Source organism: Sporolactobacillus shoreicorticis, from assembly GCF_024125445.1.
Classification (GTDB): Bacteria; Bacillota; Bacilli; order Bacillales; family Sporolactobacillaceae; genus Sporolactobacillus; species Sporolactobacillus shoreicorticis.
The window spans coordinates 38546-64231 of sequence record NZ_JAMXWM010000017.1 but is presented as its reverse complement, the minus strand read 5'-3'; the positions used below and the strand labels follow the sequence as shown (position 1 = coordinate 64231).

25 protein-coding genes, 1 tRNA gene and 1 pseudogene are annotated in these 25686 nt (G+C 40.8%); 15 read left to right on the top strand and 12 right to left on the bottom strand.

Annotation, left to right across the window (positions count from 1 at the left end):
* Nucleotides 1–18: 18 nt before the first annotated feature.
* Nucleotides 19–1242: an MFS transporter gene (locus NIE88_RS14110; protein ID WP_309247041.1), complete on the top strand. Its 1224-nt coding sequence runs from the start codon at nt 19–21 to the stop codon at nt 1240–1242.
* 27 nt (nt 1243–1269) lie between these two features.
* Here NIE88_RS14110 and thyX read toward each other — a convergent pair.
* The 5 genes and pseudogenes from thyX to NIE88_RS14085 all read right to left on the bottom strand — a co-directional run bounded on the left by thyX (nt 1270) and on the right by NIE88_RS14085 (nt 5772).
* Nucleotides 1270–1994 (bottom strand): annotated as a pseudogene (thyX, locus tag NIE88_RS14105) (FAD-dependent thymidylate synthase).
* A gap of 467 nt (nt 1995–2461) precedes the next feature.
* Complete coding sequence (locus NIE88_RS14100) at nt 2462–2896, bottom strand: MarR family winged helix-turn-helix transcriptional regulator (RefSeq protein ID WP_253063042.1); 435 nt, start codon at nt 2894–2896, stop codon at nt 2462–2464.
* A gap of 619 nt (nt 2897–3515) precedes the next feature.
* Complete coding sequence (locus NIE88_RS14095; protein ID WP_253063041.1) at nt 3516–3992, bottom strand: SAM-dependent methyltransferase; 477 nt, start codon at nt 3990–3992, stop codon at nt 3516–3518.
* Nucleotides 3993–4109: 117 nt separating this feature from the next.
* Nucleotides 4110–4943 carry a MerR family transcriptional regulator gene (locus tag NIE88_RS22610; RefSeq protein ID WP_253063040.1) on the bottom strand — a complete coding sequence of 278 codons (834 nt, stop codon included), beginning with the start codon at nt 4941–4943 and terminating at the stop codon, nt 4110–4112.
* A gap of 211 nt (nt 4944–5154) precedes the next feature.
* On the bottom strand, nt 5155–5772 hold the full coding sequence (locus NIE88_RS14085; protein WP_253063039.1) for a GNAT family N-acetyltransferase: 618 nt from the start codon (nt 5770–5772) through the stop codon (nt 5155–5157).
* A 115-nt stretch (nt 5773–5887) separates the two neighbouring features.
* Between NIE88_RS14085 and NIE88_RS14080 the strand changes: the two genes are divergently transcribed.
* Entirely contained in the window at nt 5888–6832 is a 945-nt protein-coding gene (locus NIE88_RS14080; RefSeq protein WP_253063037.1) for a helix-turn-helix transcriptional regulator, read from the top strand.
* A gap of 22 nt (nt 6833–6854) precedes the next feature.
* On the opposite strand, the gene NIE88_RS14075 is transcribed toward NIE88_RS14080, so the two are convergent.
* Nucleotides 6855–7277: a CBS domain-containing protein gene (locus NIE88_RS14075; protein ID WP_253063035.1), complete on the bottom strand. Its 423-nt coding sequence runs from the start codon at nt 7275–7277 to the stop codon at nt 6855–6857.
* A gap of 1047 nt (nt 7278–8324) precedes the next feature.
* Here NIE88_RS14075 and NIE88_RS14070 point away from each other — a divergent pair.
* From NIE88_RS14070 to NIE88_RS14045, 6 genes are all read left to right on the top strand, one after another.
* The gene (locus tag NIE88_RS14070; protein WP_253063033.1) at nt 8325–8684 is read left to right on the top strand and encodes a tyrosine-type recombinase/integrase; all 360 of its coding nucleotides are present in this window, start codon (nt 8325–8327) and stop codon (nt 8682–8684) included.
* Between the two features lie 332 nt (nt 8685–9016).
* Nucleotides 9017–9535, top strand: coding sequence for a GNAT family N-acetyltransferase (locus NIE88_RS14065; RefSeq protein ID WP_253063031.1), 519 nt, complete (start codon nt 9017–9019; stop codon nt 9533–9535).
* A gap of 530 nt (nt 9536–10065) precedes the next feature.
* Nucleotides 10066–10272, top strand: coding sequence for a hypothetical protein (locus NIE88_RS14060; protein WP_253063029.1), 207 nt, complete (start codon nt 10066–10068; stop codon nt 10270–10272).
* Nucleotides 10272–10433, top strand: coding sequence for a hypothetical protein (locus NIE88_RS14055; protein WP_253063027.1), 162 nt, complete (start codon nt 10272–10274; stop codon nt 10431–10433). Before NIE88_RS14060 ends, NIE88_RS14055 begins: the two co-directional genes overlap by 1 nt.
* 382 nt (nt 10434–10815) lie before the next feature.
* Nucleotides 10816–11151 (top strand): hypothetical protein, encoded by a 336-nt coding sequence (locus tag NIE88_RS14050; RefSeq protein WP_253063025.1) that lies wholly within the window; start codon nt 10816–10818, stop codon nt 11149–11151.
* 183 nt (nt 11152–11334) lie between these two features.
* A tRNA-Pro gene (locus NIE88_RS14045) sits at nt 11335–11408 on the top strand.
* 194 nt (nt 11409–11602) lie between these two features.
* Here NIE88_RS14045 and NIE88_RS14040 read toward each other — a convergent pair.
* Nucleotides 11603–12838 carry an MFS transporter gene (locus NIE88_RS14040; RefSeq protein ID WP_253063023.1) on the bottom strand — a complete coding sequence of 412 codons (1236 nt, stop codon included), beginning with the start codon at nt 12836–12838 and terminating at the stop codon, nt 11603–11605.
* 309 nt (nt 12839–13147) lie between these two features.
* On the opposite strand from NIE88_RS14040, the gene NIE88_RS14035 reads away from it, so the two are divergent.
* Nucleotides 13148–13942: an alpha/beta fold hydrolase gene (locus NIE88_RS14035; protein WP_253063022.1), complete on the top strand. Its 795-nt coding sequence runs from the start codon at nt 13148–13150 to the stop codon at nt 13940–13942.
* 95 nt (nt 13943–14037) lie between these two features.
* Here the strand turns inward: NIE88_RS14035 and NIE88_RS14030 are convergent, their stop codons facing one another.
* Nucleotides 14038–14364 carry a winged helix-turn-helix transcriptional regulator gene (locus tag NIE88_RS14030; RefSeq protein ID WP_309247040.1) on the bottom strand — a complete coding sequence of 109 codons (327 nt, stop codon included), beginning with the start codon at nt 14362–14364 and terminating at the stop codon, nt 14038–14040.
* 132 nt (nt 14365–14496) lie between these two features.
* Between NIE88_RS14030 and NIE88_RS14025 the strand changes: the two genes are divergently transcribed.
* The 4 genes from NIE88_RS14025 (at nt 14497) to NIE88_RS14010 (ending at nt 20182) form a co-directional block, all read left to right on the top strand.
* Nucleotides 14497–15657: an MFS transporter gene (locus tag NIE88_RS14025; protein WP_253063021.1), complete on the top strand. Its 1161-nt coding sequence runs from the start codon at nt 14497–14499 to the stop codon at nt 15655–15657.
* A gap of 723 nt (nt 15658–16380) precedes the next feature.
* Entirely contained in the window at nt 16381–17271 is an 891-nt protein-coding gene (locus NIE88_RS14020; RefSeq protein ID WP_253063020.1) for a phosphotransferase enzyme family protein, read from the top strand.
* Nucleotides 17272–17567: 296 nt separating this feature from the next.
* Entirely contained in the window at nt 17568–19466 is a 1899-nt protein-coding gene (locus NIE88_RS14015) for a heavy metal translocating P-type ATPase (protein WP_253063019.1), read from the top strand.
* Between the two features lie 140 nt (nt 19467–19606).
* Nucleotides 19607–20182 carry a DUF2087 domain-containing protein gene (locus NIE88_RS14010; protein WP_253063018.1) on the top strand — a complete coding sequence of 192 codons (576 nt, stop codon included), beginning with the start codon at nt 19607–19609 and terminating at the stop codon, nt 20180–20182.
* 235 nt (nt 20183–20417) lie between these two features.
* Here NIE88_RS14010 and NIE88_RS14005 read toward each other — a convergent pair whose 3' ends face one another.
* Nucleotides 20418–21014 (bottom strand): GNAT family N-acetyltransferase, encoded by a 597-nt coding sequence (locus NIE88_RS14005; protein WP_253063068.1) that lies wholly within the window; start codon nt 21012–21014, stop codon nt 20418–20420.
* 148 nt (nt 21015–21162) lie between these two features.
* Here NIE88_RS14005 and NIE88_RS14000 point away from each other — a divergent pair, with 148 nt between their 5' ends.
* Nucleotides 21163–21945 (top strand): AraC family transcriptional regulator, encoded by a 783-nt coding sequence (locus NIE88_RS14000; RefSeq protein WP_253063017.1) that lies wholly within the window; start codon nt 21163–21165, stop codon nt 21943–21945.
* Nucleotides 21946–21988: 43 nt separating this feature from the next.
* Here the strand turns inward: NIE88_RS14000 and NIE88_RS13995 are convergent, their stop codons facing one another.
* From NIE88_RS13995 to NIE88_RS13985, 3 genes are all read right to left on the bottom strand, one after another.
* Nucleotides 21989–22411 carry a DUF2000 domain-containing protein gene (locus NIE88_RS13995; protein WP_253063016.1) on the bottom strand — a complete coding sequence of 141 codons (423 nt, stop codon included), beginning with the start codon at nt 22409–22411 and terminating at the stop codon, nt 21989–21991.
* Nucleotides 22412–22493: 82 nt separating this feature from the next.
* On the bottom strand, nt 22494–22700 hold the full coding sequence (locus NIE88_RS13990; RefSeq protein WP_253063015.1) for a hypothetical protein: 207 nt from the start codon (nt 22698–22700) through the stop codon (nt 22494–22496).
* On the bottom strand, nt 22697–23284 hold the full coding sequence (locus NIE88_RS13985; protein ID WP_253063013.1) for a class I SAM-dependent methyltransferase: 588 nt from the start codon (nt 23282–23284) through the stop codon (nt 22697–22699). Before NIE88_RS13985 ends, NIE88_RS13990 begins: the two co-directional genes overlap by 4 nt.
* 292 nt (nt 23285–23576) lie before the next feature.
* Between NIE88_RS13985 and NIE88_RS13980 the strand changes: the two genes are divergently transcribed.
* Nucleotides 23577–25514, top strand: a complete 1938-nt coding sequence (locus NIE88_RS13980) for an acyltransferase family protein (protein ID WP_253063011.1) — start codon at nt 23577–23579, stop codon at nt 25512–25514.
* Nucleotides 25515–25686 lie beyond the last annotated feature (172 nt).

Below are 25686 nucleotides of genomic sequence, written 5' to 3'. Positions count from 1 at the left end.
ACGAACAGATTACAACGACTGCTGCCTGTTTTCAGCCGACAAACATGGTGGCTGCTCACCGGATATACTTTATCTCTAATTGGTACAGGAATGACCGAACCATTTCTCATCATCTATCTGCATCAGGTCCAAGCAATCTCATTGTCTCTTGCAGGGGCTGTCATTGGTTCAAGCGGTTTAGCCGGTGTAATCGCGATTCCAATTTCCGGATGGTTAACAACGCATATACGAACAAAACATGTCTTTCTTATTTCCTTAGTGTTCAGTGCCGTTGGACGATTGTTTTTTTTATTTGCCGGAGATGTCAAAACCGCATTTATCGCATCTATTCTGTCAGGAGGAGCCGGCGCGGTGCTGTGGAATACGTTATCGATAATTATTGCCGATTCTGCTGATAGAGCGCAAACCAGAAGTATCTTTGGAACTGCATTTGCCTTGCAAAATTTGGGTTCAGGAGTTGGTGCCGCACTAGGCAGCACAATCATTCACTCAAATTCTGCTTTTTCATTTAAAGCGATTTTTATTTTAGATGCATGCTCTTTTCTTTTATTTTCATTGTTCGGTCAGAAATGGGTAAAAAATGGGCCAAAAGAAAAGTTTCACCGGCAAATGAAACAAAGAAGAAAACAATCGTGTTCATCTGCGCCGCAACAGAGCAGCATGATCGTGCTCTGCTTCTGCTACACTATTTTTGCCGTTGTCATGACCGGACTCTCAACTACCTTGTTCCCTCAGTGGGTAGCGGAAAACGCGCAGACACCCCTGCGCGTCGTTGGTCATGCATTTTTTCTCAACAGCTTGATGATCGTAATGAGTCAATTGCTCGTCCTTCGACGAACCACCGGCATGCGGAGTACTCGTGTCATCAGTCTCGCTGCCTGTGTTTTTGCCGCAGAGAACTTCATGATTCTTTCTGCAAGTTTGCTTCAATCCGGTTTGGCGTCCCTTGCATTCATTCTGGCATTTGCCATTTCAGCAATCGGTGAAAACTGTCTTTTTTCCGGTTTACCCGCGCTGATCAACCGATTAGCTACTGAAGAAACACGCGGCAGCTATAACAGTGCAATGAACACTGCCTGGCAGATCGGCTCTATTTTAGGACCCATCATTTCCGGCGCTTTTTTGTCGCAGGGTATGGCCGTTCCATTATTTATCTTATTTATTGGCGCGCTTGTCATTCTTGTTTTCCTGTTACACATTCTAGAACGAATCATTCCGTGCGAATGGAACAAAGGAGCGTGAAACATCTATACTTATAAGACTCATCTGTTATTCAATCTCAAAAAATTGCTCAGTCCATGGTTCAACCTCAGTAACGTTTTGGCGCAATGCTTCAGCAAGTTCTGCAATTTCCCATTGCGCGCCATGACCATGTCGGCGTTTTTTATAAAAATCGAGTAAAGCACGCAAATTGGCCGACATGACAATATTTGTCACCGTGGCATTAGGCAGCAGCGCACGGCTGTCTTCAGGAGAAATTCCCTTTTTTCGCAGCACATCGTAATTCTCCTGTAACTGTTTCATTGTTGATTCAAAAACAGCCAACGCATCGCCGCCTGCGCGCTTCACCGACTCCGGTACAACATATTGAAATCCACCGGATTTATCGCTGCTTCCGAGCCTTGTATATCTTTGACTTTCTACAGAAAAAGAGAAGCCGACTCGGTGTCTGGTCAGCTGGGCAAGCAGCGCACGACTGACATCCTGAATGGAGAAGGTGAAGGATAAATGCTCCATCGTGCTCAGATGACCGCTATGTATAATTTGCCGAAACAACCGTTCGGCATCCGTTCCGCTCTTTCCGTCTGATGCCTTCTTGCCAAAATACTTCTTGTATTCTTTCATAAAAATTTCACTTGGATATGCTGAAGAATAACAATTTCTGATTGCGGTCAATGCAATCACCTGTCCGTCGGACGGCTCACTGATTCATTTACAATTTTTTTTTTGAATGCCGGACTTAATTGTGTGTGCGCAAGTAATTGTACGTCCAATCGAATGCCTCCATTATTAAAATCTCTTTTTTTACATTTTAGAAATTATCTTTGCTCTTCACCAGCCTTAAGCTGATAGAAAAAATCTATCATTTTTTATACAACAAAATAGATAAGAAATGCGAGTACAGTCACAATAGCGAAACCCGTGGTTTTCCAATATTTATAATAGAGCGCCTCGCTGATTCCATAAATCATAAACAGAAACATTGAAATGACAATCGGTGGCTTCACGTAAGTATGAAAGAAATATAGGCTTAACGAAACGACTGCAAACACAAGCCCAAAGATCCTTATCATAATTACTTTTACTCTTATATTACGGTCCGGCAAATGAGAAGGCAATTCTCCATGCTATTTTCTTGCTAAAGAGAGTCCATTACGTTTCACTAAATAAGAACAATTCAACAGAAGCTCACTTACTCCCAACGTCAATAAAAAAGCCCTTAAAATTTCCTCAACTAATGTCATTGGTTTCCCGCCTCATCTAAATTATGAATGATTCTTTGTAACGCTTGAATCAATCGATCTTTTTCTTCTTTATTGAATCCCACTAAAGCATTTAGTGACGTGCGGCGAGCCAGTTTTTCAATCTGCTTTACCATTATTTTTGATTGTTCCGTCATGCAAATCATATTAGCGCGACTGTCCTTTATACTTAAACGCTTAACTATCAGATCTTTTTTTCTTAGTCTAGTGACAATAGAACCAATGGTTGCCTTGTCACTTTTTAGCTTATCTGCAATTTCGGTCTGTGTAAGCTCTCCCCATGAATCAAGCAGCTTCAGCACAGCCCACTGTGCCGTCGTTATTTTAAAATCGCTTAATTGTTTCTCCATGTCATGTTTAATTAATCGTGCACTCGTGTTCAGCAAATAGCCAAGTATATTTTCAATCTCCATAAGAAACGCCCCAAATGAATAGTATGTATACATATTGTATGTGCACATACTATGTTACACAAATTATCCTGTTTCGTCAAAAGACATTCAATGCATTTCTGTTAGAGATTCTTCTATTCCGCAACCTTTAAACAGATGCACTCAAACTTTTAATCGAAAAGGATATATAATTTCTCCACCTTTAAAATTGCACAAGCATTTTGAAAAGAAACTGCGAAAGAAACAATGGGGTTGGAAGGTTGTAAACAAGTGAATTTTATGACAGCTACTGCATTACGGGCATAAAAAAATCAGTTGATTGAGAACAACTGGTTCAAGTTCAATAAAGGTTTTATATTAGATATTCATTCAACCAAATTATTGCTTGTTCATAACTATCAAAAAAAAGGCTACTTATATTAAAAACTCTCTATCAATTTTTTATACTATGAACTCAATTTATAAAAGATAATAGATAATAAATGTGACAGTAGTAGCAAGCTTCCTATATCAACAATTTATGAAATCAAAGAGGCTGTCTCCCAGTCTAAGCGACTATGAGACAACCTCAGAGAGGGGGAGCATCATCTGAAATAGCTTATCACATAAATGGCTCATGGCGGAGGTTGGAGGTTGTTTATTAAAAATTAAATTCTTTTGACCAATCAAACGTTCCAGAATCCTCTACACTTTTTGGCCAATGATTACACCATGCTGGTACGGTTGGATTTTCGATTCTGTCAAGGCTCGGCGTATAAGGTTTTATGTCAAGAACTGGGCTATTGTTATCAGCATCAATATATGCAATTTGTATACTACCGTTGTCATGGTCGATATCAAGCATTTGGGTTGTTGTCAATGCAATGGGGTTTGGCCTCAAAGGTGATCTCGTTGCAAATATCCCCATCGTGTCTGGTAAATTTTTATATGGCTTGGGATTTTCCAAAACACTTCTCATCTCTGTGTCATCAAAACCATCAAACCACCAAATGACATTTATGTGGCTAAAAGTATCCAATTCTTTTAATGCAGGAATATACGCTTTGTCCAGTTCAACAAACATGCCGGAATCCTTGATGCTGACAATTCCGATTTGATTTACAATAAAATGGTTCATGTGACAACCTCCATTTTCCCACTTGATTTTTGGGTTCATTTACAGCTTAAACCCTGACATGATGTGAGAGTCAACACACACAGATAACAGCTGGAAAACATTTGAATTGTAGGACAATTAAGTTTTTTTACCCAAGGGTATTTGTATTTCCGTTAGGTAGTTATCTTCAATTTCTTCATTCCATGGACCGCGATGACATATCTGTCGACTTGGATACTGCATATTATAGCGAGGATGTTCCATGAGCCATATAGCAAATGATAAATAAGCTTTAGCAATGTTTTTAAATGAACCATAAACCATTGTACATGCCATCAAATTTACTTCTTCTGTTTGTCTGAATGTAAAATTACCTGTATTTTTTCCAATACCGTTTACAACTGCACAAATTTCAACATCTATATTTTCATCTTTGAAATCCTCATCATAATAAATTGCAAAATTAGTCCTATTTGTGATGAGGGCAACCTTATTTCTGTTTATAAATGCGAACATTTCCTTCCACAAAATGCCCTCGCAAAAATGATTAAGAATAATGCGCCTTAAAGAAATAACGGAGTATCTGGGTACTTGTTTTATCGTGAATTTGTATTGATTGGACATTTCATCTCTTTCAATACTTGCAATAGCCGAATCAATTTTTGCTAGCCTTTCTTCCTCTTGACTGATCGTGTCAAGAACCTCTAACCTTTTAGATTTTAGGTTCACTGATAAGAAATCTTCATTCCAATTATTGATGACAACTTCAATTTCCGAAACAGAATAACCAAAATTACGAAGCATAACAATTTTTTGTAAAACTGAGATTTGTTCTATAGAATACTTACGATAGCCTGTGCATGGATCAACGATTGCCGGTTTTAGCAGTCCTGTTTCGTCATAATAACGAAGCATCCGAATTGATATCTGTGTTAGTTTCGAAAACTCTCCGATCCTTAAAATACTGCTCACTTCCTTTACTCTTTTTCCCTCTAGTTGCTGGTATTACTGCGTCATCCTTTAATCATGCCAAAAAAAAGTTAAAATTGGTAGGCATTGGATAGAGAAAAAGTTAGTAAAGAAAGCTAATTCACGATCATTAGGAAATTATGAACAGGTGAAAGACACATATACTTGCAAAAAAGAGTAAAATTCGATTTTCCTTCTTTTATTGTGACAAAATTCATTCAGCACTTTTAATCACATAAGGATACAAGTTCTCCCCGTGGTGGATGAGTGGTGAAAAACCGTGTTTTTTCATCACTTCGTATCTTTCGACATCATGTTCAAGACACTGTACAATTATTTTATTCAAACGGTAATCAGTAAAAAATTCATCTGTGCACTTCAGTATATCGTCAAAGATTTGTTCTTTTGCATAATCGCCAATTACATCAATTCTCAACACACCATCGTGGAATTCATGATCAGATAACTGTGTCAGATTTTGAACAAAGGTACCCGGCTTTTTATGCAAAACTTTTTGTATGTAATCCGTAGTATCCGGTATTGAAGCGATCTCAATTGTACCGATCACTCGATTTCCGTCTTTCGTTTCGACCATCCATCGATAATATCTGTCTTCCTGCCGTGCCTGTTTCCATTCTTCAATACACCGCGCCATCTCGTCTTTATTTTTGAATTGAAAAATCGTCTCGCAATTATGATCGTCAATATACTCCTGGAGGTAGTGATCAATGTAACAATTAAATAATTCACGTTCCCATCCCTTACTAATCGGGGAGAAGCGTAAAAATTCTCCTTTAAAACCTGCTTTTTCTAAACACTTATTTTCATTCATAACCATCTCTCCTTTTCTATTTCTTTTATTATAAAATATTAATAGTGACAGCTATATGGCACGATTAGTCATCGATAATTATGAAACATAGAAAACGATTTAGGAGTGTCATCACATGAAAATTGACCGGTTATTAGGCATTGTTGTCTTTTTACTGAATCATCGTCAAGCTACAGCTAATGAATTGGCAAGCACATTCGAAGTATCTGTCCGCACAATTAAAAGAGATATGGATACAATCAATCTGGCAGGTATCCCAATCAACTCTACTCTCGGTGTAAATGGCGGATACAGCATTGAACCGCGTTTTACATTAAATAGGCAGTATACCACAAGACAAGACTATGCGACGATCATCACTGCGTTAATGGGTCTCGAGTCATCCTATCACACGAAAAAAACAGAACAGCTCTTAAATAAATATCTCCATTTAATTGGCGATTCGGATCATGCGGCTGGTCCAATTTATCTTGACAATAGCATTGCACGAGAAGGCATGCTCGTGCAGCATCATCTTCAATTATTGGAAAAGGCGATTCTTCATCGACAAAACGTTCATTTATGGTATCGAAATGCGAAGCAAGAAACTTCTGAAAGAATGGTGCAGCCCATTGCTCTTAGCTACAAATGGTATGACTGGTATTTATTCGCTTATTGCGAGAAATCAAAGGATTACCGACAATTTAAACTCGTCCGTATGAAGCAGTTGGAGTTGCTCGATACATTATTTAATGAACACAGGAATGTTGAAAACCTGATGCATGAACACGAACAATCCTACTCGGAAACCAGTATCGCCATTGATCTGCTTGTTCAGGACAAGGACCGTGATCTATTGGCGGAATATTTTCCAAAGGGAAGCTTTACGCGTATGAATAACGAGTGGATGATGCGCGTCTATCTTCCTGAGTATGAAATGATGTGGAAAGCGAAGCTGATCGCACTAGGCAGTCGTGTAAAAATTACGCGTCCTGAATTTCTTAGACAAGAATTAATCACCACCGCGCAATCGTTTATTGCAAATAATGAGACCCGCTTTTCCGTAAAAAACCTTCCCTGACTTATCGTCAAGGAAGGTTTGACTATCGTACATGGTTCATTGTGCCTGCCCGCAATTTAAGCAGGTAAGCAATAATTTCACGTCTTCGGATCATACCGATAAAAACACCGCTGTCGTCAACAATTGGAACGAAGTTCTGAGTCAAAGAAGTCGCTATAATGTCTTCAATTTCGACATCAATAGAAATCGCTTTGATGTCCCTGTATCGCGGCACATCTTTCAACGCAAAGGTTTCAGTATCCCTGAAGTCCAGATCTTCATTCTGTTTCAGATTCCAAAGAATATCACCCTCAGTTAACGTGCCAATATACATGCCCTTTTTATTCAAGATTGGAATCGCCGAATAACGATAATGTTCCATTTTCTCCAACGCCTGCCGAATTGTCCAATGCTCATAGACAAATTTCACTTCACTTTTCGGCGTAATTAAAAATGCAGCGTTCATTTATGATCCGCTCCTTATTTGTTAACAACTTATGCCGCTAAATTCGTTCGCTGTAATCGTTTACGTTATGACCGATTTTAACAAATGATTATATAAAGTCATCATTTACCTTTGCAGGAATGTTTGATTTCACTTTTGTGTTCCATCATCAATTTTCAGATTGCCCGCATTACCTCCGAAAATAGGCCACCAAGTGAGACAGTCGGCACAGAAATATGACAAATCGGACACTGAACCGGATCTTCAAACCGTATTCTTTTCGAAGTCGTTTGGGATGCATCTGATTCAAGCATTCCAGATAAGTCCATATCATGCAAGTAGAACAAGTACGAAATTGAATCGCACGTTCAGGCGAGTCGAACCTCCCTTTGCCTTGTGAATATTGGCATGATGCAGGAAAGTTCACCATCTTTGCTTGTGGAAAAATTGACCGCAACACACAAGCATTTGATCTTCGTAACTGCTAAGGATAAGAAGGACCAATTCTCGTGGCAGGTAGCGCTTTTGTACCTTTCGTTACCATGCAGAGCACTATTTCTTTATGAAATCGAACCCTTATTAGTTGCTTTTGCAAAAGGAAATGTCAACAACCGGTCTACTCCTTCCTTCACTATATATATCGTATTTCTCAGTGAAAAGTAAAGAGAACTGCCGTTTATGCGCCCATTTAAATTCGCTGAAATTGTTCAGTCTATCGAAATATATAATTTGGATGATTTTTTCCGTGATATCTCCAACCACCGTACAGGAATCATCTCCGCCCCATAGTTGCCGGCCTTAAACTTTGGAGACTTATCCCGCAGCAGTTGAGATGAACGTGTCATCATGATACATGCAGCTCCGGAACGAACATCTTGATCTGCGTCGTCAAAAAAAATTGACAGACAGCAGTGACCCTCTGTAGGATAGTTATTGGATTAATTCTATCCATTTCCGTTACGGAAAGTAGCTCAGCTTGGTAGAGCACATGGCTGGGGGCCGGAGCGCAGTTTAAGCATTCTTGCTTTACTGTCTCAGCAATGCTTTTCAGGAAAAACTGCCGTGTTCATGTTATTCGTGACATATGTGAAGCTCGGCAATCTTCGCTGTTTCGCACATTGGCTAGAAAATGAAGGGCTTACCGAGGAGTACACAGCAAAGGGCGTTAAAATGGCGAAGCTGGACGAGAACCCCCGTATTGTCCGCGAGGAAGATATAAAACTTGCCTTGCGCTATTTACGCAAGCAGAGCCGCCGGGAGAAAGACTTTTTCTCTATAAGAGACCGCACCATTATTCTCTTTCTCGCAGGTACGGGGTTGAGAGCTTCTGAAATGTGCCGTCTTGACTGGCAGGACATTGATTACAGCTCAGGGCTGATTAGACCAAGGCAAGAAAGTTCAGCTCTGTACCGTTGTCTGACAGCATAGCCCGTGAGCTGGCACTGTGGCGAACTTTCTCGGAGAGACAATTCAAGGACGGTCTGCCCGCTCACCCTCACTAGACCCCATAGCAACGAGCTATTCGGTATCAATCAGCGAGGAAGAAACAGCCAGAAGCCCTATGACAGCGGGCTTTATGGGTGCTTACTTGTGTAGATATACCCAAATAACGCGAGTGATAACCCCTTTTTGTGCTTCCTCGCGGGCTTAACAAAAAAATTACCTCCTCCGCTGGTTGTCTGGCGGAGGGTTTTAGTGTTAAATAGAGTAAAATACATAGACAGAAAATGTAAATAGGGTAAAAAGGAGAGGTTTTCACAATGGAAAATAATATAATAATTAGAGAAACAGTGAAAGATGATGCTCCTGAAATGCTTACATATCTTGGTCAAATTGGTACGGAAACTGATTTTTTAACATTTAGATTTGGCGAAGAATTGCAGTTAAGCACAGCAAAGCTTGAACAGAGTATTGAGTCAATTTATAACAGAAAAAATGCACTAAATTTGGTTGCTAAATGTGACGGAAAGATCATTGGTAATTTAAAGTTTTCAGGGGGAACAAAAACTAGAACAGCTCACACAGGTGAATTTGGAATTACTGTCCTGAAAGATTATGGCGGAAAAGGAATTGGGACTAGGTTATTATCCAAATTCATAGAGTGGAGTAGAGATTCTAAGCTCATCAGAAAAATCAATCTGAGAGTGCGCACCGACAATGAAAAAGCAATTCATCTGTACAAAAAATTTGGGTTTGTTGAGGAGGGAATAATAAAAAGAGATTTTTTAATTAATGAGGTATTTTATGATTCTATTGCAATGGGGTTGCTAATTGACTAAATATGTGCACCATCAAGCAGTACGCCCCCACTACGCAACAGCCCCCCTCCTCGCCAAAATATTTTACTGACAAATTACACCAACATAATTCGCTGAAACAGAGGTTTTCCGCATGGGAAAGCCTTTTTTATATCGCAAGTTAAAGCCGTACAGTCCGGCTCGCGGTGAAGCTCTGTTGTGTTTTGGAGCGTGCGGAGTCATAGCGAAGCACGCGACCTCACATGAAAATATGAGGTTCCTGGTAGTGGCTGAAAAGACTTTCTCGCGGTTCCCGCAAGGTCAATATGTTTCAGGGGAGTCGTGCTTTCTTCTCATAGATTTCAATAAACAAAATGCGAGGTAGCCTTCTTGCTTCCCTCAATCGTTCAGCCAGCGCGCTCCGCGCAATACCCGCGCTTCTGGGCCGACACAAAAGAGGTTCCCCGTCCTTGTTTTCCTGTCAAGTTGCTGGCGAGTCGAAGCTATACAAGATAAAGAGGAAATTCAGAGGTGTGAAAGTGCTTAACCCTTTATGGAGGAGGAACACACAAATGAAAAATAAACCGTTAAGAATTGCCGTGTTCGGTGTAACTGGCGGGTTTGTAGACAGTGCCCTGCTCGCGGTCAGTGACGAAGAAAAGCCTTCAATTACCCCGGAGCCGGGAAGCTATTCGTATAGACTCGTAAAGCTGAACGAGCAGGAACAATTTGAAAGATTTTATGACGAATATGTGACCAAGTTCGGGGGGACATTGTAATGGACGACAAGACCAAGCAACAAATGAGTAAATTGATGCAGAATATAATTACGCTACTCACAGAAAAGCCAGACATTGCCCTCTTTCTCTCTTACCGTGATGCCCTTGAGCGACTCGCTGGCGAGGACTTCACAACGGAGTTTAATTTATGCCATATGTGAGGAGAACAAAGACCGAGCCGGAACACTGGCACGGTTTTACCTCGAAAGTCTAGGAGGTGAAGAAGCACATGCCAAGGTTTAACGAGCTTCCCCACGACTACCAGCTTAAAAGTGCGCCAGCTCGAAAACTACACCAACACGCTCGGTAAGGACTCAGAAGAAGCCCGCACGCTCTACCGGGAACTGGGACGGTCTCAGCTCGCTTGCTTTGTACTGAGACAAAAAGACGGGAAATTCACGGTATGTAACCGCAGGACCGTTGAAGGCAGAAACCGCTGTCAACTCACGGCGGGCTTACACTGAAAGGCGTAGAACGGACAGACAGTGGGACGCTGAAAAGCACTTAACACCACCGGGGCGGTTCATTTATGGCGCCTCCCTGTTGCTTGATAAAGATAAAACTAGCCAATGGCTTGAGTCGCTGACTGATGCAGAAATTAAGTTTATGACGGAGCTTGAAAAGAAAATAAGAGCGAGCTATGAAATACCCGATGACGGCATAGCTGATGTGATACTTGACGGTCTCATTACTCAATGTGTCCTGCATTATCGCTACCTCAGAAAAGGACGTTATGACAAGAGGAGCCGTCATGTGGCTAACCCGCTCGCAGAAGTGATGAAAACAGCAAAAGAAATGGGTTGGATTCGGAAAGCCGACAAGGACAATAACCAGAGTAACAAGCAATTTGTCAATAAATGGATGAATAAACTAGGCTGAGAGCATTATTCGTGCTATCGGCTCTTTTTTTTGCTCTTTTCCGCGAGGTAGCCCCCCTCTCTTTTCCCTTCTCAGATCTTACCAAGCTATGAACGCTTGACAGGTTAAACTTGACCGCTTATCACGAAAATATCAGATAACTCCCTGCTATGGGGGTTTTCGTCAATTTTTACTGTTAGAACACGGAAAGTAGCTCAGCTTGGTAGAGCACATGGCTGGGGGCTATGTGGTCGCAGGTTCAAATCCTGTCTTTCCGATTAAAGGCTTCACAAAGGTTTTTTGAGGGTGTCATGAGGGAAAAACACCTAGCAGTCTATGACATACCCACATTGACAGTTTTTCTGACCTCTGAGTAGGTACTATCTGGTACATTACTTGGAGGTCATTTGTTATGCTGATGCTAAAAATTGAAAATAATAAATATCTTGACAAATAGAAAATTAATTAGCGCTCAGCCCGTTTCCTTATTCCAGCGCCGTATTTTCATATCGCCCGGCAATAATGCTGAAAACAATCCGACCAGTGGAAAAAGACTGCAAAGAATCATAACAAACCGGATACTGAACAGATCCGCAAGATTGCCGAACAGTACGGCGCCAATCGCGCCCATTCCGAAAGCAAAGCCAATCGTTAATCCGGAGACCATGCCAAGTCGCCCCGGCATTAATTCTTGGGCATAAATAACGGTGACGCTGAAGCTCGACGTGATGATTAAACCAATCAGTAAGAATACCGGAGCAATCAAATAAAGCGGCAAATAAGGCAGCATGACCGTCAAAGGTACTGCCCCGACAAAAGAACCGAGAATAACGGTTTTCTTGCCGAAACGGTCAGCCAGCGGACCTCCTAGAAAAGTGCCGACTACTCCAGAAACCATGAAAATAAAAATAAATAGTTGTGCGACCGGAATCGAAAGCCCATAATCATGAATCAAATAAAACTGATAAAAATTAGAGATACATGTAGAATACCAAGAACGGGCGAAAATGATAAAGATGAGCAGTACCATTGCCGCAACCACCCTTTTATGTACAAATACTTCTCGTTTATTCCGTTTTATGTATTGAGTATGCTTCTCGCGCGGAGTACGGCTTGTCTGATGGTTTTTATACCAGACTGAGACAAAGAATAGGACAATCATGCCAATAAATGCAAAGACGGAAAAAGATAAAACACCTCTCTGTCCAAATGGAAGAAAAATAAGTGCGGTCAGAACAGGAGCCATCGATTGCCCGAAGTTGCCGCCAACTTGGAAAATTGACTGTGCCAAACCTCGTTTTGCGCCCGCAGCCATATGTGCCACACGCGAGCCTTCCGGATGAAAGATTGAAGAACCGATTCCAATAAAAAAGACAGCAAAAAGCGCCCATACATAACTGGGAGCAAGCGCAAAAATAATCAAACCGACCAGACTGGTCAAAATTCCAACCGGCAACAGAAACGGCTTCGATTTAATATCGGCGTAATAACCAAAAAACGGCTGAATAACCGATGCGGTCATATTAGCAACAAAGGCAATCCAGCCAATTTGTGCATAATTTAAATTTAGTGTCTGCTCAAGAATTGGATTCATGGCCGGAATAACGGCCTGAATAGAATCATTGAAAAAATGACCGCAGCCAATTGCGAAGAGCACGCCATAGAACGTACGTTGGGCAATGACTTGTTCTTTCTCTGCTTTTTCCATTGATAGTCTCTACTCTCTCTAGTTGTTTTAATTATTATATAGAATCTTTATGTAAATTAATAGTTAATTGTTCTTTTTTCGATCACTGACCACCAAATGCATTTAAAATTGCGAATACAGCATTTTTTTATATCTATCTTTTTTTACAGATAAGATCAAGAACATATGTTCCTTTTCGGCAGTATATGGTACAATTAATTTAGTAATCAATAAAAAAACATTAATTGTTTTGAGGTGAATGGAAGGAGATGTATTGAGACGAACAAACCAAAACACTACAGAAAAATAGCTAACTTAAAGAATATCGACATGTTTTACTTTGATACAAATACTGATGGACCGGTAATCCTTTGTCTCCATGGAAGATGGGGACGAGCAGAAACATGGATTGATTTTATCCGACACTATGGAGAACAATACAGAGTAATCGCTCCAGATCAACGAGGGCACGGCTTAAGCAGTAAACCGATAGCGAAATACACAACTGAAGAATTGGCCGAGGACATCATTGACCTGCTAGATTTTCTAAAGATCGATAAAACGATTATAGTCGGTCATTCCATGGGTGGCGCTATTGCCGGCTATTTAGCTGCAGAATATTTGGATCGGGTGAACGCTGTAGCAATACTCGATAAGTCCGCTTCAGGACCTGAAGAGACAAATAAACAGCCTTTGAATCAGATTAAATCAGTTGATCCTTTGACTAATGATTGGCCTATGCCTTTTGCTAGTCTGAGCGAAGCAATGGATTTTATTCAACAAGCAACTGATTCAGATTTAAGTTTCAATTATTTCATGAATAGTTTAGTAGAAACGGTTGAAGGATACCAAATGATGTTCAGTTCACAAGCTATTGCAGCCAACATTGCGTACTATGAAAACTGGTTCCATCTCCTTCCAAAAATCAAGTGTCCCGCATTGCTCATTCGTGCAAAAGGAAATAACGCGGTTTCAGATAACGATTTTATGAAAATGCATACCTTAATTCCAAGGTGTTTGGCATATGAGATGTCAAATACCGACCACAATGTTCATTTAAGCGATAAAAAAGAGTTTTATCTTTATTTCGATGTGTTTTTAAGGAGTTTATCAATTAATCAATAATATGCGAAAAAAGAAACGAATGTCCCTGTCTTGTTTTATATTCAGGACTCAATCAACTTCGCCACACCATCATCGTCCGTGATTTCACATGTGAATCACGGACGATTTTCACTTCCCCATTCGGCCATTAGTGTAAGAATGGGGATCAGGCTTTTTCCTCGTTCGTTCAGCTGATATTCGACCTTTGGCGGAATCTGTGCATAGTCAATCCGGTCAATCAAGTCATCATCCCGCAATTCACTCAATACCTGACTGAGCATTTTATGAGTAATTGACGGCAGACCTTTTTTGATTTCGCCATACCTCATCACTTTGTTTATAGAAAGTTTGTAGAGGACAAGCCACTTCCATCTTCCGCCAGCTACGGAGAGCGTGTATGAGATCGAACAATTTCCTTCATCAATCGACCATTTTTTCATCATTACTTTCCTTTCGCATAGTATCTCACTTTAAAGTGCATACTTCCTTTTCTTTTCACTAATATATACACTTACTTACGAAAGCACAAGGTTTTAAATTTATGGTCTTATTATATTTAAGGGGATGGATCGACATTGAAAAGCATGTGGAAAGTATACGTCTTGGCACTCATCAGTTTTCTCATTGGTACTTCACAATTTGTTACATCAGGATTTCTTGATCAGATCGCTTCGTCCATGGATATTAATGTTTCTCAAGCCGGTCAATTTACTACGGTCTATGCTCTGACCTATGCAATAGGTACACCTGTTCTCATATCACTTACAGCAAAAATGGATCGACGCCGACTAACACTTTACGCGTTAGGTGTTTTTATCATTGGGAACTTACTGGCATACTTTTTCCCAAGTTTCGTTTTTTTTACCGTTTCACGAATCATCGTTGCGCTCGGTGCAGGAGTAGTCATTGTTACCGCACTCACACTTGCAGCTAAAATTGCACCGCCGGGAAAACAGGCAAGTTCCATTGCTACGGTTACCATTGGCTTTACTATGGCCCTCATTATCGGCGTCCCCATCGGTCGTTTATTGTCCACTGCTTTCGGCTGGAGAAGTGTTTTTCTGGATATTTCCTTATTTGGTGCGCTTGCAACGATTGTTATTGTTGCGATTATTCCAAAAGTACAGGGAGATGAGGCTATTCCGCTTATGAAACAGCTTGCCCTGTTGAGAGATCCAAAAGTGCTGTTTGGCTTGTCCATTACCCTCTTCTGGTTAAGCGGCTACGCAATCGTGTATATTTATATTTCTCCGTATTTGTTAAAAGGCTTAAGCTTATCTGAAAATTTATTGAGCCCTGCATTATTAGTATTTGGCATTGCGTGCTTAGTCGGTTCAAAAGCCGGTGGATATTGTGCGGATAAATTTGGAATTACCCGCACATTAATGATCGGCATGAGTTTCACTATTCTTTCACTTATTTTCCTTTCATTAACCGCTCATCATCCAATCATCCTATTTCTTTTTCTTTTTCTTTGGTCGTGCTCAGTATGGAGTTCTCAGCCCGCACAGCTGTATAACTTGGCTACAATTGTGCCCACTCAGTCAGGCATTATGCTTAGTTTGAACCAGTCCGTCAGTCAAATATCGATGGCGATTGGAGCCGCCCTTGGCGGAACGATGATAAACACGTTTTCCCTCAGTTCTTTATCCTGGTTTGGAACAATTGGGGTAATCATCGCTATAGTTCTTGTATGGGGGTTGCATCGAGTGAAAAATAATTCTTCCGGAATTTAGCTTCTTGCTTAAAATCTGATCGATAGAAACATGTGCTAATCTCTTTTTTCAGCTGTTTCTGATAGCAGAACAGCAATTTGTCCGGAAAGCTTTCAATAATTTGATCCGGGACTTTTTCAGACGGGACAGTTTCATTCTCGAAGGTTGATTAAAGCCGATCGATGCGTTGGGGAGAGCGCTTCAATACAGATCTACCATGAAATAAAACGTGTCCGTACTTCTGCTCACAATGCTGCATCGCAAGCATGGGATAGCCGATTGCCACGGAGATCGTATGTATGAAATCAAATGATTTGGTGATAGAGCAAAATTAGGAACTTTTCCAGTTGATCTTAACGCTAATGCTGTAATAAAATTATATTTTCGAAACTTGCAGATATTTCCTTTGTATGATACATTGTAACTATGTTTTCTGAGGGGGAGTGATCGACATGAAACGTCGGATGATACATTTTTGGGTGATCAATAACTGAAAATCCGCAGGCGCTATGCACCTGCACAATGCGATATTCTGTTACGATTATAGCTGTTTTGCTTTCAATAAAAAACGGTCATGATAACCGCAGGCGTATTGCTGAGCGGTATTTTTGCGCCCAAAAATGAAATGAGGAACCTCTCTTATGATGAAACTAAAAAATCTTTTTGACAATCGCGACTTAGCAATGATGCTCTTATCGTATTGGGACTACGATACCGACCATTTGGAAGTTCTGAATCAATTTCGTGTCTTCTAACGCAGTGTATCCCTTCTATCATAAAAAACAGCTTTCCTTTTTGCGATTTGCGCCTGTCGAAGAAAAAACACAGGAATCGGTACAGGCGGAACTTGATTTTCTCGAATACCTGCGAGAAAACGATTATTCCGTCGCTGAGCATATTCCGTCAAAAAAAGGGCTGAATGTTGTATTAAGCGAAACACCTTGGGGAAAGTATGTTGCGGTAGCTTTTAAAGGGGCTTGCGGAAACAGACTCGATCAACTTGAGTGTTCTAACGATCTCTATTATGGGCTTGGAGCATCGCTTGGCCATCTTCATTTGCTCAGTGCGGGATATCATGCTAAAGACAACCGGCGAACAGATTGGAAACAAAATCTGAACTGGGTAGAAACGATTTTGAAAAAGTATTCAGCACCCGCGCAATCTTTAAAGGAAGTAACTTTACTACGTGATTTTTTTGAAAAGTTACCTGTAACTCCGCAAAATTACGGGCTTATACATTATGATTTTGAATTAGATAATGTATTTTGCGACGAGGAGACACATCGTTACACCGCGATTGATTTTGACGATGCTGTTTACCATTGGTTTGTTATGGATATTGACCAAGCAATCGACAGTATAAAAGACGAACTACCGAAACACGATCACGAACCGGCAGAGATTCAATTTCTCTCGGGATACCGATCAATAATGGAAATTGAGGATTCCATGCTCGAAAAGATGCCGATATTCAGAAGATATGCCAACCTTTTTAGCTATGCGCGTTGTCTGCACTGTCTAGCTGATACTTGGGATTATGAACCGGAATGGATGGTTGGATTACGCAACCAAATAATCATATCCATGGACAACAAGAGTAAGACTTTCGGTGAAAATGTAATTCCTGTAGGATAACCATGTTCATACGTTGATTTTTGCATACCGTGCAGCCCAAATCAACTTCTTTAAGTTCAAAAGATCTCCAGGTGCTATCGAGCTTGGAGATTTTTTTAATGCATCATTAACCAAAAAACCTTGATCAAATTGTCTACACGAGACGATTCTCTTTTCCCCATTCGTTAGCCCGAGTATGAGTCTATCTGTCATGGAATCTAAATGCAATAATATTGTCATTAATTGATATTGATAATCATTTACATTAATACTAAACTAAACTTATCATTAGTAGAAAACACAAGGAGGAATGCCATTTGAGTGAGTTAGCGCAATCGAACATTCAAAATACAAGATTATATATAGTACAAAAAAACAAAGGGTTAATACTAACGCTGCTTTGTCTCGTTTTTATTTTGCTCGCCTGGCTATTTGGGACTGTTCAACTCGTTTTTCTTGAAATTCTTTTCTATAGTTTAGCGTATCTTTCCGGTGGTTTTCAACAGGCTTATGATGGGTTAAAAACATTAATCTTTGAAAAAGATCTCGATGTTGACCTATTAATGGTTGTCGCCGCAATTGGTGCGGCGTGCATCGGCTATTGGATGGATGGCGCCATTCTGATTTTTATCTTCTCGCTCAGCAATACGCTTGAAGGATTCACCATGGAGAAAACCAATAAGGATATCACATCAATTATGAATCTCCGCCCCGAAAAGGCAACTCTTATCGTTGAGAATAAAGAACAAACGGTCAGCGTCAGTCAATTACATAAGGGCGATCTCATTCTTGTAAGACCGGGAGAACGGATTCCTGCTGACGGCGTCATCGTTGAAGGAGCGTCTGCCATCGATCAATCATCGATAACGGGTGAATCAATACCTGTTGATAAAACCATTAATGATGATGTATTTGCGGGAACGATGAATCGTCAAGGCGCTTTAAAAATCAGTGTTTCAAAGTTGGCGAATGATACCATCCTCTCCAAGATCATTCACCTCGTTCAGGAAGCGGAAAGTGAACTGCCGCCGAGCCAAATTTTTGTGGAGAAGTTTGAACGTATTTATGCCAGAATTGTCGTTTGCGGCGCACTTTTGTTAATGGCTCTCCCGCCTTTCCTGCTTGGCTGGAGTTGGGACAATACCATTTATCGAGCCATGATTTTTCTTGTGGTTGCTTCACCCTGTGCGCTGGTCGCCTCCATTATGCCCGCTTTTCTTTCCGCAATCTCGAATGCGGCACGTCAAGGTCTGCTTTTTAAAGGCGGCATTCATTTGGAAAATTTAAGCCGTGTCACTACCATTGCTTTTGACAAGACCGGTACACTGACAGAAGGAAAACCGAAAGTGACTGATGTTATTCCCCTTGATCGTCACTCAAATGAGGAATTGATCTCACTTGCAGGATCACTTGAAAAGCTATCCGAACACCCTATTTCAAAAGCCATTGTTCAATTTGCAGAACAGAAAAAGTGTCCGCTGAGTCCGGCAGCTGATTTTCAATCGACCATGGGCATGGGTGTCTCAGGCAAAGTCAACGGTATTGCCTGTGTGATTGGAAAAATGGATTTTATCCATTCAAACCTGAATGCATCACAGCAAACAGCTGTTGATCAACTTGAAAACCAAGGAAAAACGGTTATCTTTGTTGAAGCCGATCAGCAATTGATCGGCATATTTGCTATACAAGATACGCTTCGCGGCAATGCAAAGGAAACCGTTGCTCAACTTAAGAAAGCGGGTATCAAAACCGTCATGCTTACCGGTGACAATCATTCCTCAGCTTCGGCGATTGCACGACAGGCTGGCGTCGATCATGTCTATGATCAATTACTGCCAGAGGATAAAGTAACTATTATTAAGAAACTGACGGAACAATACGGACATGTCGCCATGATCGGCGACGGTGTTAACGATGCTCCGGCACTGGCAACAGCCACGGTTGGGATCGCCATGGGCGGTGCAGGATCAGATGTAGCATTGGAAACAGCGAATGTTGTTCTGATGGGCGATGACCTTTCGAAGATTCCAAAAGCTGTACAGCTAGGAAAACGGACAAGCAGAGTCATTAAACAAAATGTAACCTTTGCTATTGCAGTTATTCTTGTTTTGATTACGATAAACTTCATTGGTGACATCAATTTACCTTCTGGCGTGATCAGTCACGAAAGCAGTACGATATTGGTTATTTTAAGCGGATTAAGGCTGCTCCGTTAAAACTTACTTATCTTTCAAGTTAAAGGAATCAAGATCCCTTAATAGCGCATGCACTGGGGATCTTTTTTACTCGTGTTGCTTTTTCTAATTAATTAGTTTATTATCTAATTAGACAACAATAAAATTAGGAGATGTGCCTGATGCAGCTCACTCTCATCGTTGAATTTCACAAAGCACTTGCCGATTTGACACGTATTCGAATCCTTGCTTTATTGAAACAAGGGCCGCTTCATGGTCAGGCCATTGCCGGAAAACTTTCTTTGACGCCGCCGACAATCACACACCACATGAGCAGGCTTCGCGATGTCGGATTAATTAAAGAACGTCGTGATAAAAATACCATTTATTTCTCGTTAAATGAAAACGTACTGGAAAGCTGCGCAACTGCTATCCTGTCGATAGGAAAAGGAGAGAAAAACATGGATATGTCCGTAACTGCAGAAGAACGTGAGGCAATCATCAATAATTTTTTTAGTGCTGATGGTAAGCTAAAAACGATTCCTGCACAAAGAAAAAAGCGATTAGTTGTTCTTTCACACCTTGTCAAGGGACTCGAATTCGGAAAAATCTACTCCGAAAAGGAAATCAGTGATTATTTAAGAAGCTACCATCCGGATTATGCGACACTTCGCAGAGAACTGATCATTCATCAATTCATGTATCGTAAAGACGGACGATATGAAATGAACCCACCTGAACTTTGGAGCCAGGGCTGATCTTTTTCATCCCGTCTAGTCTTTAACAGATTGATAGTTCCGAACAATTGCATCTGCAGGACCAACATGCAGAAGTCACAAGATTCAATTCAGAACAAGCATTATCCGCCACAACGTTTAAGTCCGTGCATGCAATGATTACAGTATCAACATTTTCGACAGCTCATTCAGTAAAACAGTCCATAATTCTTTAGCCTGATTGATCTGATTGGGCTTTTTGATTGCTGCTATGATTTCATTGACCAAAATCTGCCACTTTGGAGTGACAACTATGATTAGTCACTCTATTTAGGTAATCCTCTCTTAAAATACCGTAGTAAATGCGATCATCATATTCATTTTCATTATGGTAAAAATACTTCCGCAAAACGCCTTCAAATTTCATCATTGATTTTTGCAACACTTTTCCTGAAGCCCTATTTCTTTCTCTATGGAAAGCCTGTAATCTGTTCAAGCCTGTTTTTTCAAATGTGAAGCCAATAACAGCAGAGAGCGCTTCGGTCGCGTATCCTTTCCGTTGATGGGCTTTACTGATGCAATACTCGACGTCTGCAAAATGATGATTCACATCAATAGCACAAAAAGCAATCTGTCCGATATTTTCATTCATTTCTTTCAAGACAACTGCCCATCTAAAAAAAGAAGCATCCGAATATGCCGAAATCCATTGACTAAGCAGTCTATTGACGGATTCAAGGTTTTCATATGTCGGCTCACCGTAATTGGTTTGAACCTCATCATCATTAATCCAGTTATTCAGCATATCATTTGCATCTTCCAAAGTGAATCTTCTTAAAATGAGCCGATCTGTTTCTATAGTTTCCGTACCCACCAATTTCGTCACTCCCACAAATGACCTACTTGAAATCAACAATATCATATTCGAACAAAATTGACAGCTAATCTCATCTATGATAATTCTGTTTATAGAAGATTAGCGTTTATCATTGCTGAATTGAAATAGAATTGGAGATAGCTTCGTGATTTCCTATCAAGCAGATCTGGCAAAATCGATCGAAATGAAAACATGTGCCAATGAGATCCATACGTCCAGAACTCATTTTCACGATGAAGTATCCATTGGATTAATTGAAAAGGGCAGTTGCAGAACAGAAATCAATCACCACGCGTTCACTCTATCTGCACGGACACTTCTTGTTATCCCCTCAGGAACGGTGCACCACTGCCAGCCCATTGATGTCAAAAACTGGTGCTTTAAGATGGTCTACATTCGAGAATCATGGTTTACTAAGATCTCTGATGGCAGAATCTGCAATGGAAGCATTTATTCGAAACTCAAACCAGACACCTTTGACTATATATTAAATACGTTCAAACAGCTTGAAGAACGTTTAATGTACGGGGAAATGGTGTCAAGTCCGCTGATTGAACTGATGGATGTTATGGATTGGCAGGAACACAGTTCGATGAAACAAGGTCCAAAAACAGAAATCTCCGAAAAAATTATTGAGATCAAACAGTATCTCAGCAAAAATTATCTTAACAAAATAACATTAGAAAATCTGTCGGAGCTCGCCGGGATCAATAAATACCAGCTGATTCGCCGATTCTACTCGTACACCGGGCTGACGCCGCAAAAATACTTGATTAATCTGCGCATCAACGCAGCGAAAAAAAAGCTTCAAAATCATGAAGCGATCATAGGCGTTGCCGCTGCCAGCAGATTTTACGATCAAAGTCATTTTGATAAATATTTCAAGGCTTATACAGGTGTCTCACCGATGCGTTATTGCTCCAATTAAAAATACCGCACACCTGATTTCTCTAGGTGAACGGTATTTTTTATTATTTGAGCGTAGGTAGACTTCCGGTTAAGTGGTTAACCGCTTTTTTCTCGCCATAGAGACAAAGGCCTAGGAAATTCAAGTCTTCGGTTGCCGTATTATGAAGCTTAGCTGTGTAATCTTCATAATCTTTGCTCCTCTGTGCAGTGGTTGTAAAATCAATCAAATCAATCTTTTTACAAGATTGATTTTTAACCTCGCAATGAATATTCATTAGGCCTTCTCGGGTTGACGATAAAACCGGAATGGGCAAGTTAACGATGCCCCTATGTTGAAATCCACTGCCGTCCTCAATATCATTCCCGACTACTTCACTAAAATCACTGCCAAGTGTACAGCCCAAAATTGCCGCTGTGTTGGCAATCACGCCGATCGGCAATTCATGGTCAATCACGATCACACATTTCTTTTCTGAATCATTCATGGTGTTTCCCTCCCAATCTTTACCCACTTATATTAGCTTGCGGTAAGCAAACGGTATAGGAAAAAATTGATTTGCAACATGCTCAACTTGATTGAAAGAGACCTGTCGCCTTTATGATCCGAATAAAGCCGCCGTTTTTCTCTTTTTCACGATCAAGGAAACGAATAAATTGCTCACGTTTCTTACCGGACAGCGCTTTTTTGGCTTTTGTTCCCGATGAGCAAATGTAATCATAGATCGCCTGCACGTCATTGATTAAAAGATCACCTGGGAAACGTGTTAGCTTCACATGCTTAAAAATAATGCTTCAATTGCTCTGCGCTGTTCTTCCAGACCAAAGGCATCCGCCTGGATCTTTGTCATGTTAAAGCCAATATTGGGGTCAAAGCGCGTCAAAAAGTCATTGAACCCGGACATATGCTCTTTTCCAATCGTTGAAGAGTAAAAGACGCCTGCTTGTTTTAGTACGCGACGTACTTCTTCGATCGCTTGCTCCCGATCAGGAACATAATAAAGCATGTGATTTGCAATGATGGCATCAAACCGATTATCGCCAAATGAAATCTCCCGAATGTCAATGCTTTTGAATATTACGTTTACGCTGTCTCCTAAATTTCTTTGCGCATCGTTTAACATGCCGCTTGAGACATCAGAAAGTGTAATTTTCCACTCTTCCGGTACACGTTCTTTATTCTTCAGCCAAAATGTCCCGTCTCTGCAGCCAAGTTCAAGAACTCTACTCCCGGGTTTGATATCATAATGGTCAAACAACCACTTATGCCAATCTTCTTTATTTGTGCTGTAACGTTCATGAATTTTAATCCGGATATTCAGATTCGATGAATCCTGATATTGCTCGTTTAAGTCAGGCATAAGGACACAGCTCCTAAAATTCCATTTCTTGCATTCTATCACTGCTGTCCAGCACAGACAAAATTCCATGCAATTCTGGATTATTCCAATTCTATTAAAAGATTGGTAATTATTACACTCCATTTTTAAATAGATTGAAAAACTTTTTCCATGCGGAATGCGTTAAAATGGATATAGAGTTGTTTGATTGACTTGAAAGGTTTTCGAAACAAATAATCTCCTAAAAATACATCGTTTCGCCTGCCGGTCAGCATCTTGATAACACAGGTTTCTAAAAGGCGGGTGGTTTTTCATGGAATACAAACAAAAGCATCGCTATATGGGCGGTTTAGACGGATTGCGCGCATTGTCCGTTCTTGTGGTTATGGCTTACCATATGAATTTACCCTTTGCCGGCGGTGGGTTTTTGGGTGTCGGTATTTTCTTTGTCATCTCGGGCTACTTAATTACGGATTTGCTCATTCAAGAATGGGAGGATACAAACTCCATTGATCTGAAAAAGTTCTGGGTCAGACGAGCTAAAAGACTGTTGCCTGCCATGATTTCTGTTTTAGTTGTCATCCTCGGTTATGTCATCTTCTTTCAACCGGCTTTGCTTCGTGAAACTCGGATGGACGCAGTCGCGGCACTCTTTTATTACAGCAATTGGTGGTCTGTCTTTCACCAACAGTCTTATTTCGACAGCTTCGCAAATCCATCACTTCTGAAGCATTTTTGGTCGCTTGCCATCGAGGAACAATTTTACCTCCTCTGGCCATTAATTGTGACCGTTGCTTTACGGATCGGCAAGGGGACAAAAGTACTTTATGGCCTGACTTTATTACTGGCCGCAAGTTCCATTCTCTGCATGGGCTTGATCTACCATACGGGCACTGATCCGAGCCGAGTCTATTATGGCACCGATTCCCGTGCATTTGCCCTACTTTTTGGCGCAATTTTGGCCTGCGTATGGCCAAGCCGTCATCTTAACGGATCAGGCAGCAGAGCACTTGGTATTTTTTTAGATGGTATTGGTACATTAGCTTTGATTTCATTGTTCTTATGTGTCGTCTATGTCAATCAGTACGAAGAATTTCTCTACACCGGCGGCCTAGCTCTGTTTTCTTTGGTTAGCGTTGTACTTATTACCGCACTCGCCCATCCTGCCACTCTGATCGGAAAATGGGCCGGAATAAGACCGCTGCGCTGGATCGGCTTGCGTTCTTACGGTATGTATTTGTGGCATTATCCGATTATCCAGCTCACGACACCGGCCAGTCAGGTGAATGAGGTGCATCCTTTACGCATCGTTCTGCAACTCGTTCTGGTTTTTTCCGTATCTGCACTCTCCTACCACTTTATTGAATGTCCCATTCGCCGATTAGGCAAGACCGGCCATTGGCGACGGATCATTCGAAATGCCAGTGTAGGTCTATGCGTGCTTTTCCTAATCTTTTATGGATCTTCATTTCTTGCACATCAGACGGATGCAAAGCCGGCATTTAACGAGAATGTAACTGAAAACGCACAGGGGAAAAAGAATTCCGGCGAGAAACAACCAACGGAAAATACAAAGAACGAAAAAACTTCTGCGAGCAAAGTGAATGGATCCGCTCTTTCTAATCATTCAAAACAAACGAAGAAGAAGTCAAAACCCAATGAAAAAAACAAACAGCCTAAAAAGCAGGCAGTGAAAAAAGCGGTCAAAGAAGAGAAACAGGAAAAACAAAATAAAACAACTGCAAAAGAGAAAACAGCGAAAACACAGTCCCAAGTTATCGATAAGCAAGTAACTGCGATCGGCGATTCGGTAATGCTTGGCGCCGAACCTTACTTAAAAAAAGAAATCAAACAGCTAACGATTGACTGCAAGGTTGGCAGACAGTTTCAGGAAGCCTTCAACACCGTTAATCAATTGAAACAACAAGGCAAATTGAAACAAACGGTTGTCATTGAACTCGGAACCAATGGTCCGTTTACTCAAGAGCAAATGGATGAATTAATCGGGTTAATCGGATCTGATAAAAATATAATTCTTATTAATACCCGTGTGCCGCGTCAGTGGGAAACGATTGTCAACCAAGTCATTCAAAAAACGGATAATGATCATGAGAACGTTATTTCTGTCGATTGGCATCAGGCGAGCGAAGGACAGAGCAATTACATTGGCGATGATGGTGTCCATCTGTCTGTAACCGGAGCAAAAAAATATTCGGAACTGATTGTCCAGGCAATCCAATCGTTTAAGTAAACATGGATTCTCTCTTAGAAAAACTGGGTAAAGAAAAGCCCCGTCCTCACTTCCGCAGGATGCGGTAGCTTTCACGTTGCCCCGTGTAAAATAAGCGGAGACTTTCCGGTTATATGCACCTGGCGCTTGTTTCACAAATACATAAGGGTAATTTTTCCGCTTATTCAAGGAA

What these genes read in the sequence shown, in the direction of transcription:
- NIE88_RS14095 (WP_253063041.1), bottom strand. Translation starts at nt 3,992, where the DNA reads ATGAACCATTTTATTGTAAATCAAATCGGAATTGTCAGCATCAAGGAT.
- NIE88_RS14035 (WP_253063022.1), top strand. Translation starts at nt 13,148, where the DNA reads ATGTTTTACTTTGATACAAATACTGATGGACCGGTAATCCTTTGTCTC.
- NIE88_RS14060 (WP_253063029.1), top strand. Translation starts at nt 10,066, where the DNA reads ATGAAAAATAAACCGTTAAGAATTGCCGTGTTCGGTGTAACTGGCGGG.
- NIE88_RS13995 (WP_253063016.1), bottom strand. Translation starts at nt 22,411, where the DNA reads ATGAATGATTCAGAAAAGAAATGTGTGATCGTGATTGACCATGAATTG.
- NIE88_RS14075 (WP_253063035.1), bottom strand. Translation starts at nt 7,277, where the DNA reads ATGAACGCTGCATTTTTAATTACGCCGAAAAGTGAAGTGAAATTTGTC.
- NIE88_RS13985 (WP_253063013.1), bottom strand. Translation starts at nt 23,284, where the DNA reads ATGCCTGACTTAAACGAGCAATATCAGGATTCATCGAATCTGAATATC.
- NIE88_RS14070 (WP_253063033.1), top strand. Translation starts at nt 8,325, where the DNA reads ATGTTATTCGTGACATATGTGAAGCTCGGCAATCTTCGCTGTTTCGCA.
- NIE88_RS13980 (WP_253063011.1), top strand. Translation starts at nt 23,577, where the DNA reads ATGGAATACAAACAAAAGCATCGCTATATGGGCGGTTTAGACGGATTG.
- NIE88_RS14040 (WP_253063023.1), bottom strand. Translation starts at nt 12,838, where the DNA reads ATGGAAAAAGCAGAGAAAGAACAAGTCATTGCCCAACGTACGTTCTAT.
- NIE88_RS14100 (WP_253063042.1), bottom strand. Translation starts at nt 2,896, where the DNA reads ATGGAGATTGAAAATATACTTGGCTATTTGCTGAACACGAGTGCACGA.
- NIE88_RS14085 (WP_253063039.1), bottom strand. Translation starts at nt 5,772, where the DNA reads ATGAATGAAAATAAGTGTTTAGAAAAAGCAGGTTTTAAAGGAGAATTT.
- NIE88_RS14055 (WP_253063027.1), top strand. Translation starts at nt 10,272, where the DNA reads ATGGACGACAAGACCAAGCAACAAATGAGTAAATTGATGCAGAATATA.
- NIE88_RS14080 (WP_253063037.1), top strand. Translation starts at nt 5,888, where the DNA reads ATGAAAATTGACCGGTTATTAGGCATTGTTGTCTTTTTACTGAATCAT.
- NIE88_RS14030 (WP_309247040.1), bottom strand. Translation starts at nt 14,364, where the DNA reads ATGATGAAAAAATGGTCGATTGATGAAGGAAATTGTTCGATCTCATAC.
- NIE88_RS14065 (WP_253063031.1), top strand. Translation starts at nt 9,017, where the DNA reads ATGGAAAATAATATAATAATTAGAGAAACAGTGAAAGATGATGCTCCT.
- NIE88_RS14010 (WP_253063018.1), top strand. Translation starts at nt 19,607, where the DNA reads ATGCAGCTCACTCTCATCGTTGAATTTCACAAAGCACTTGCCGATTTG.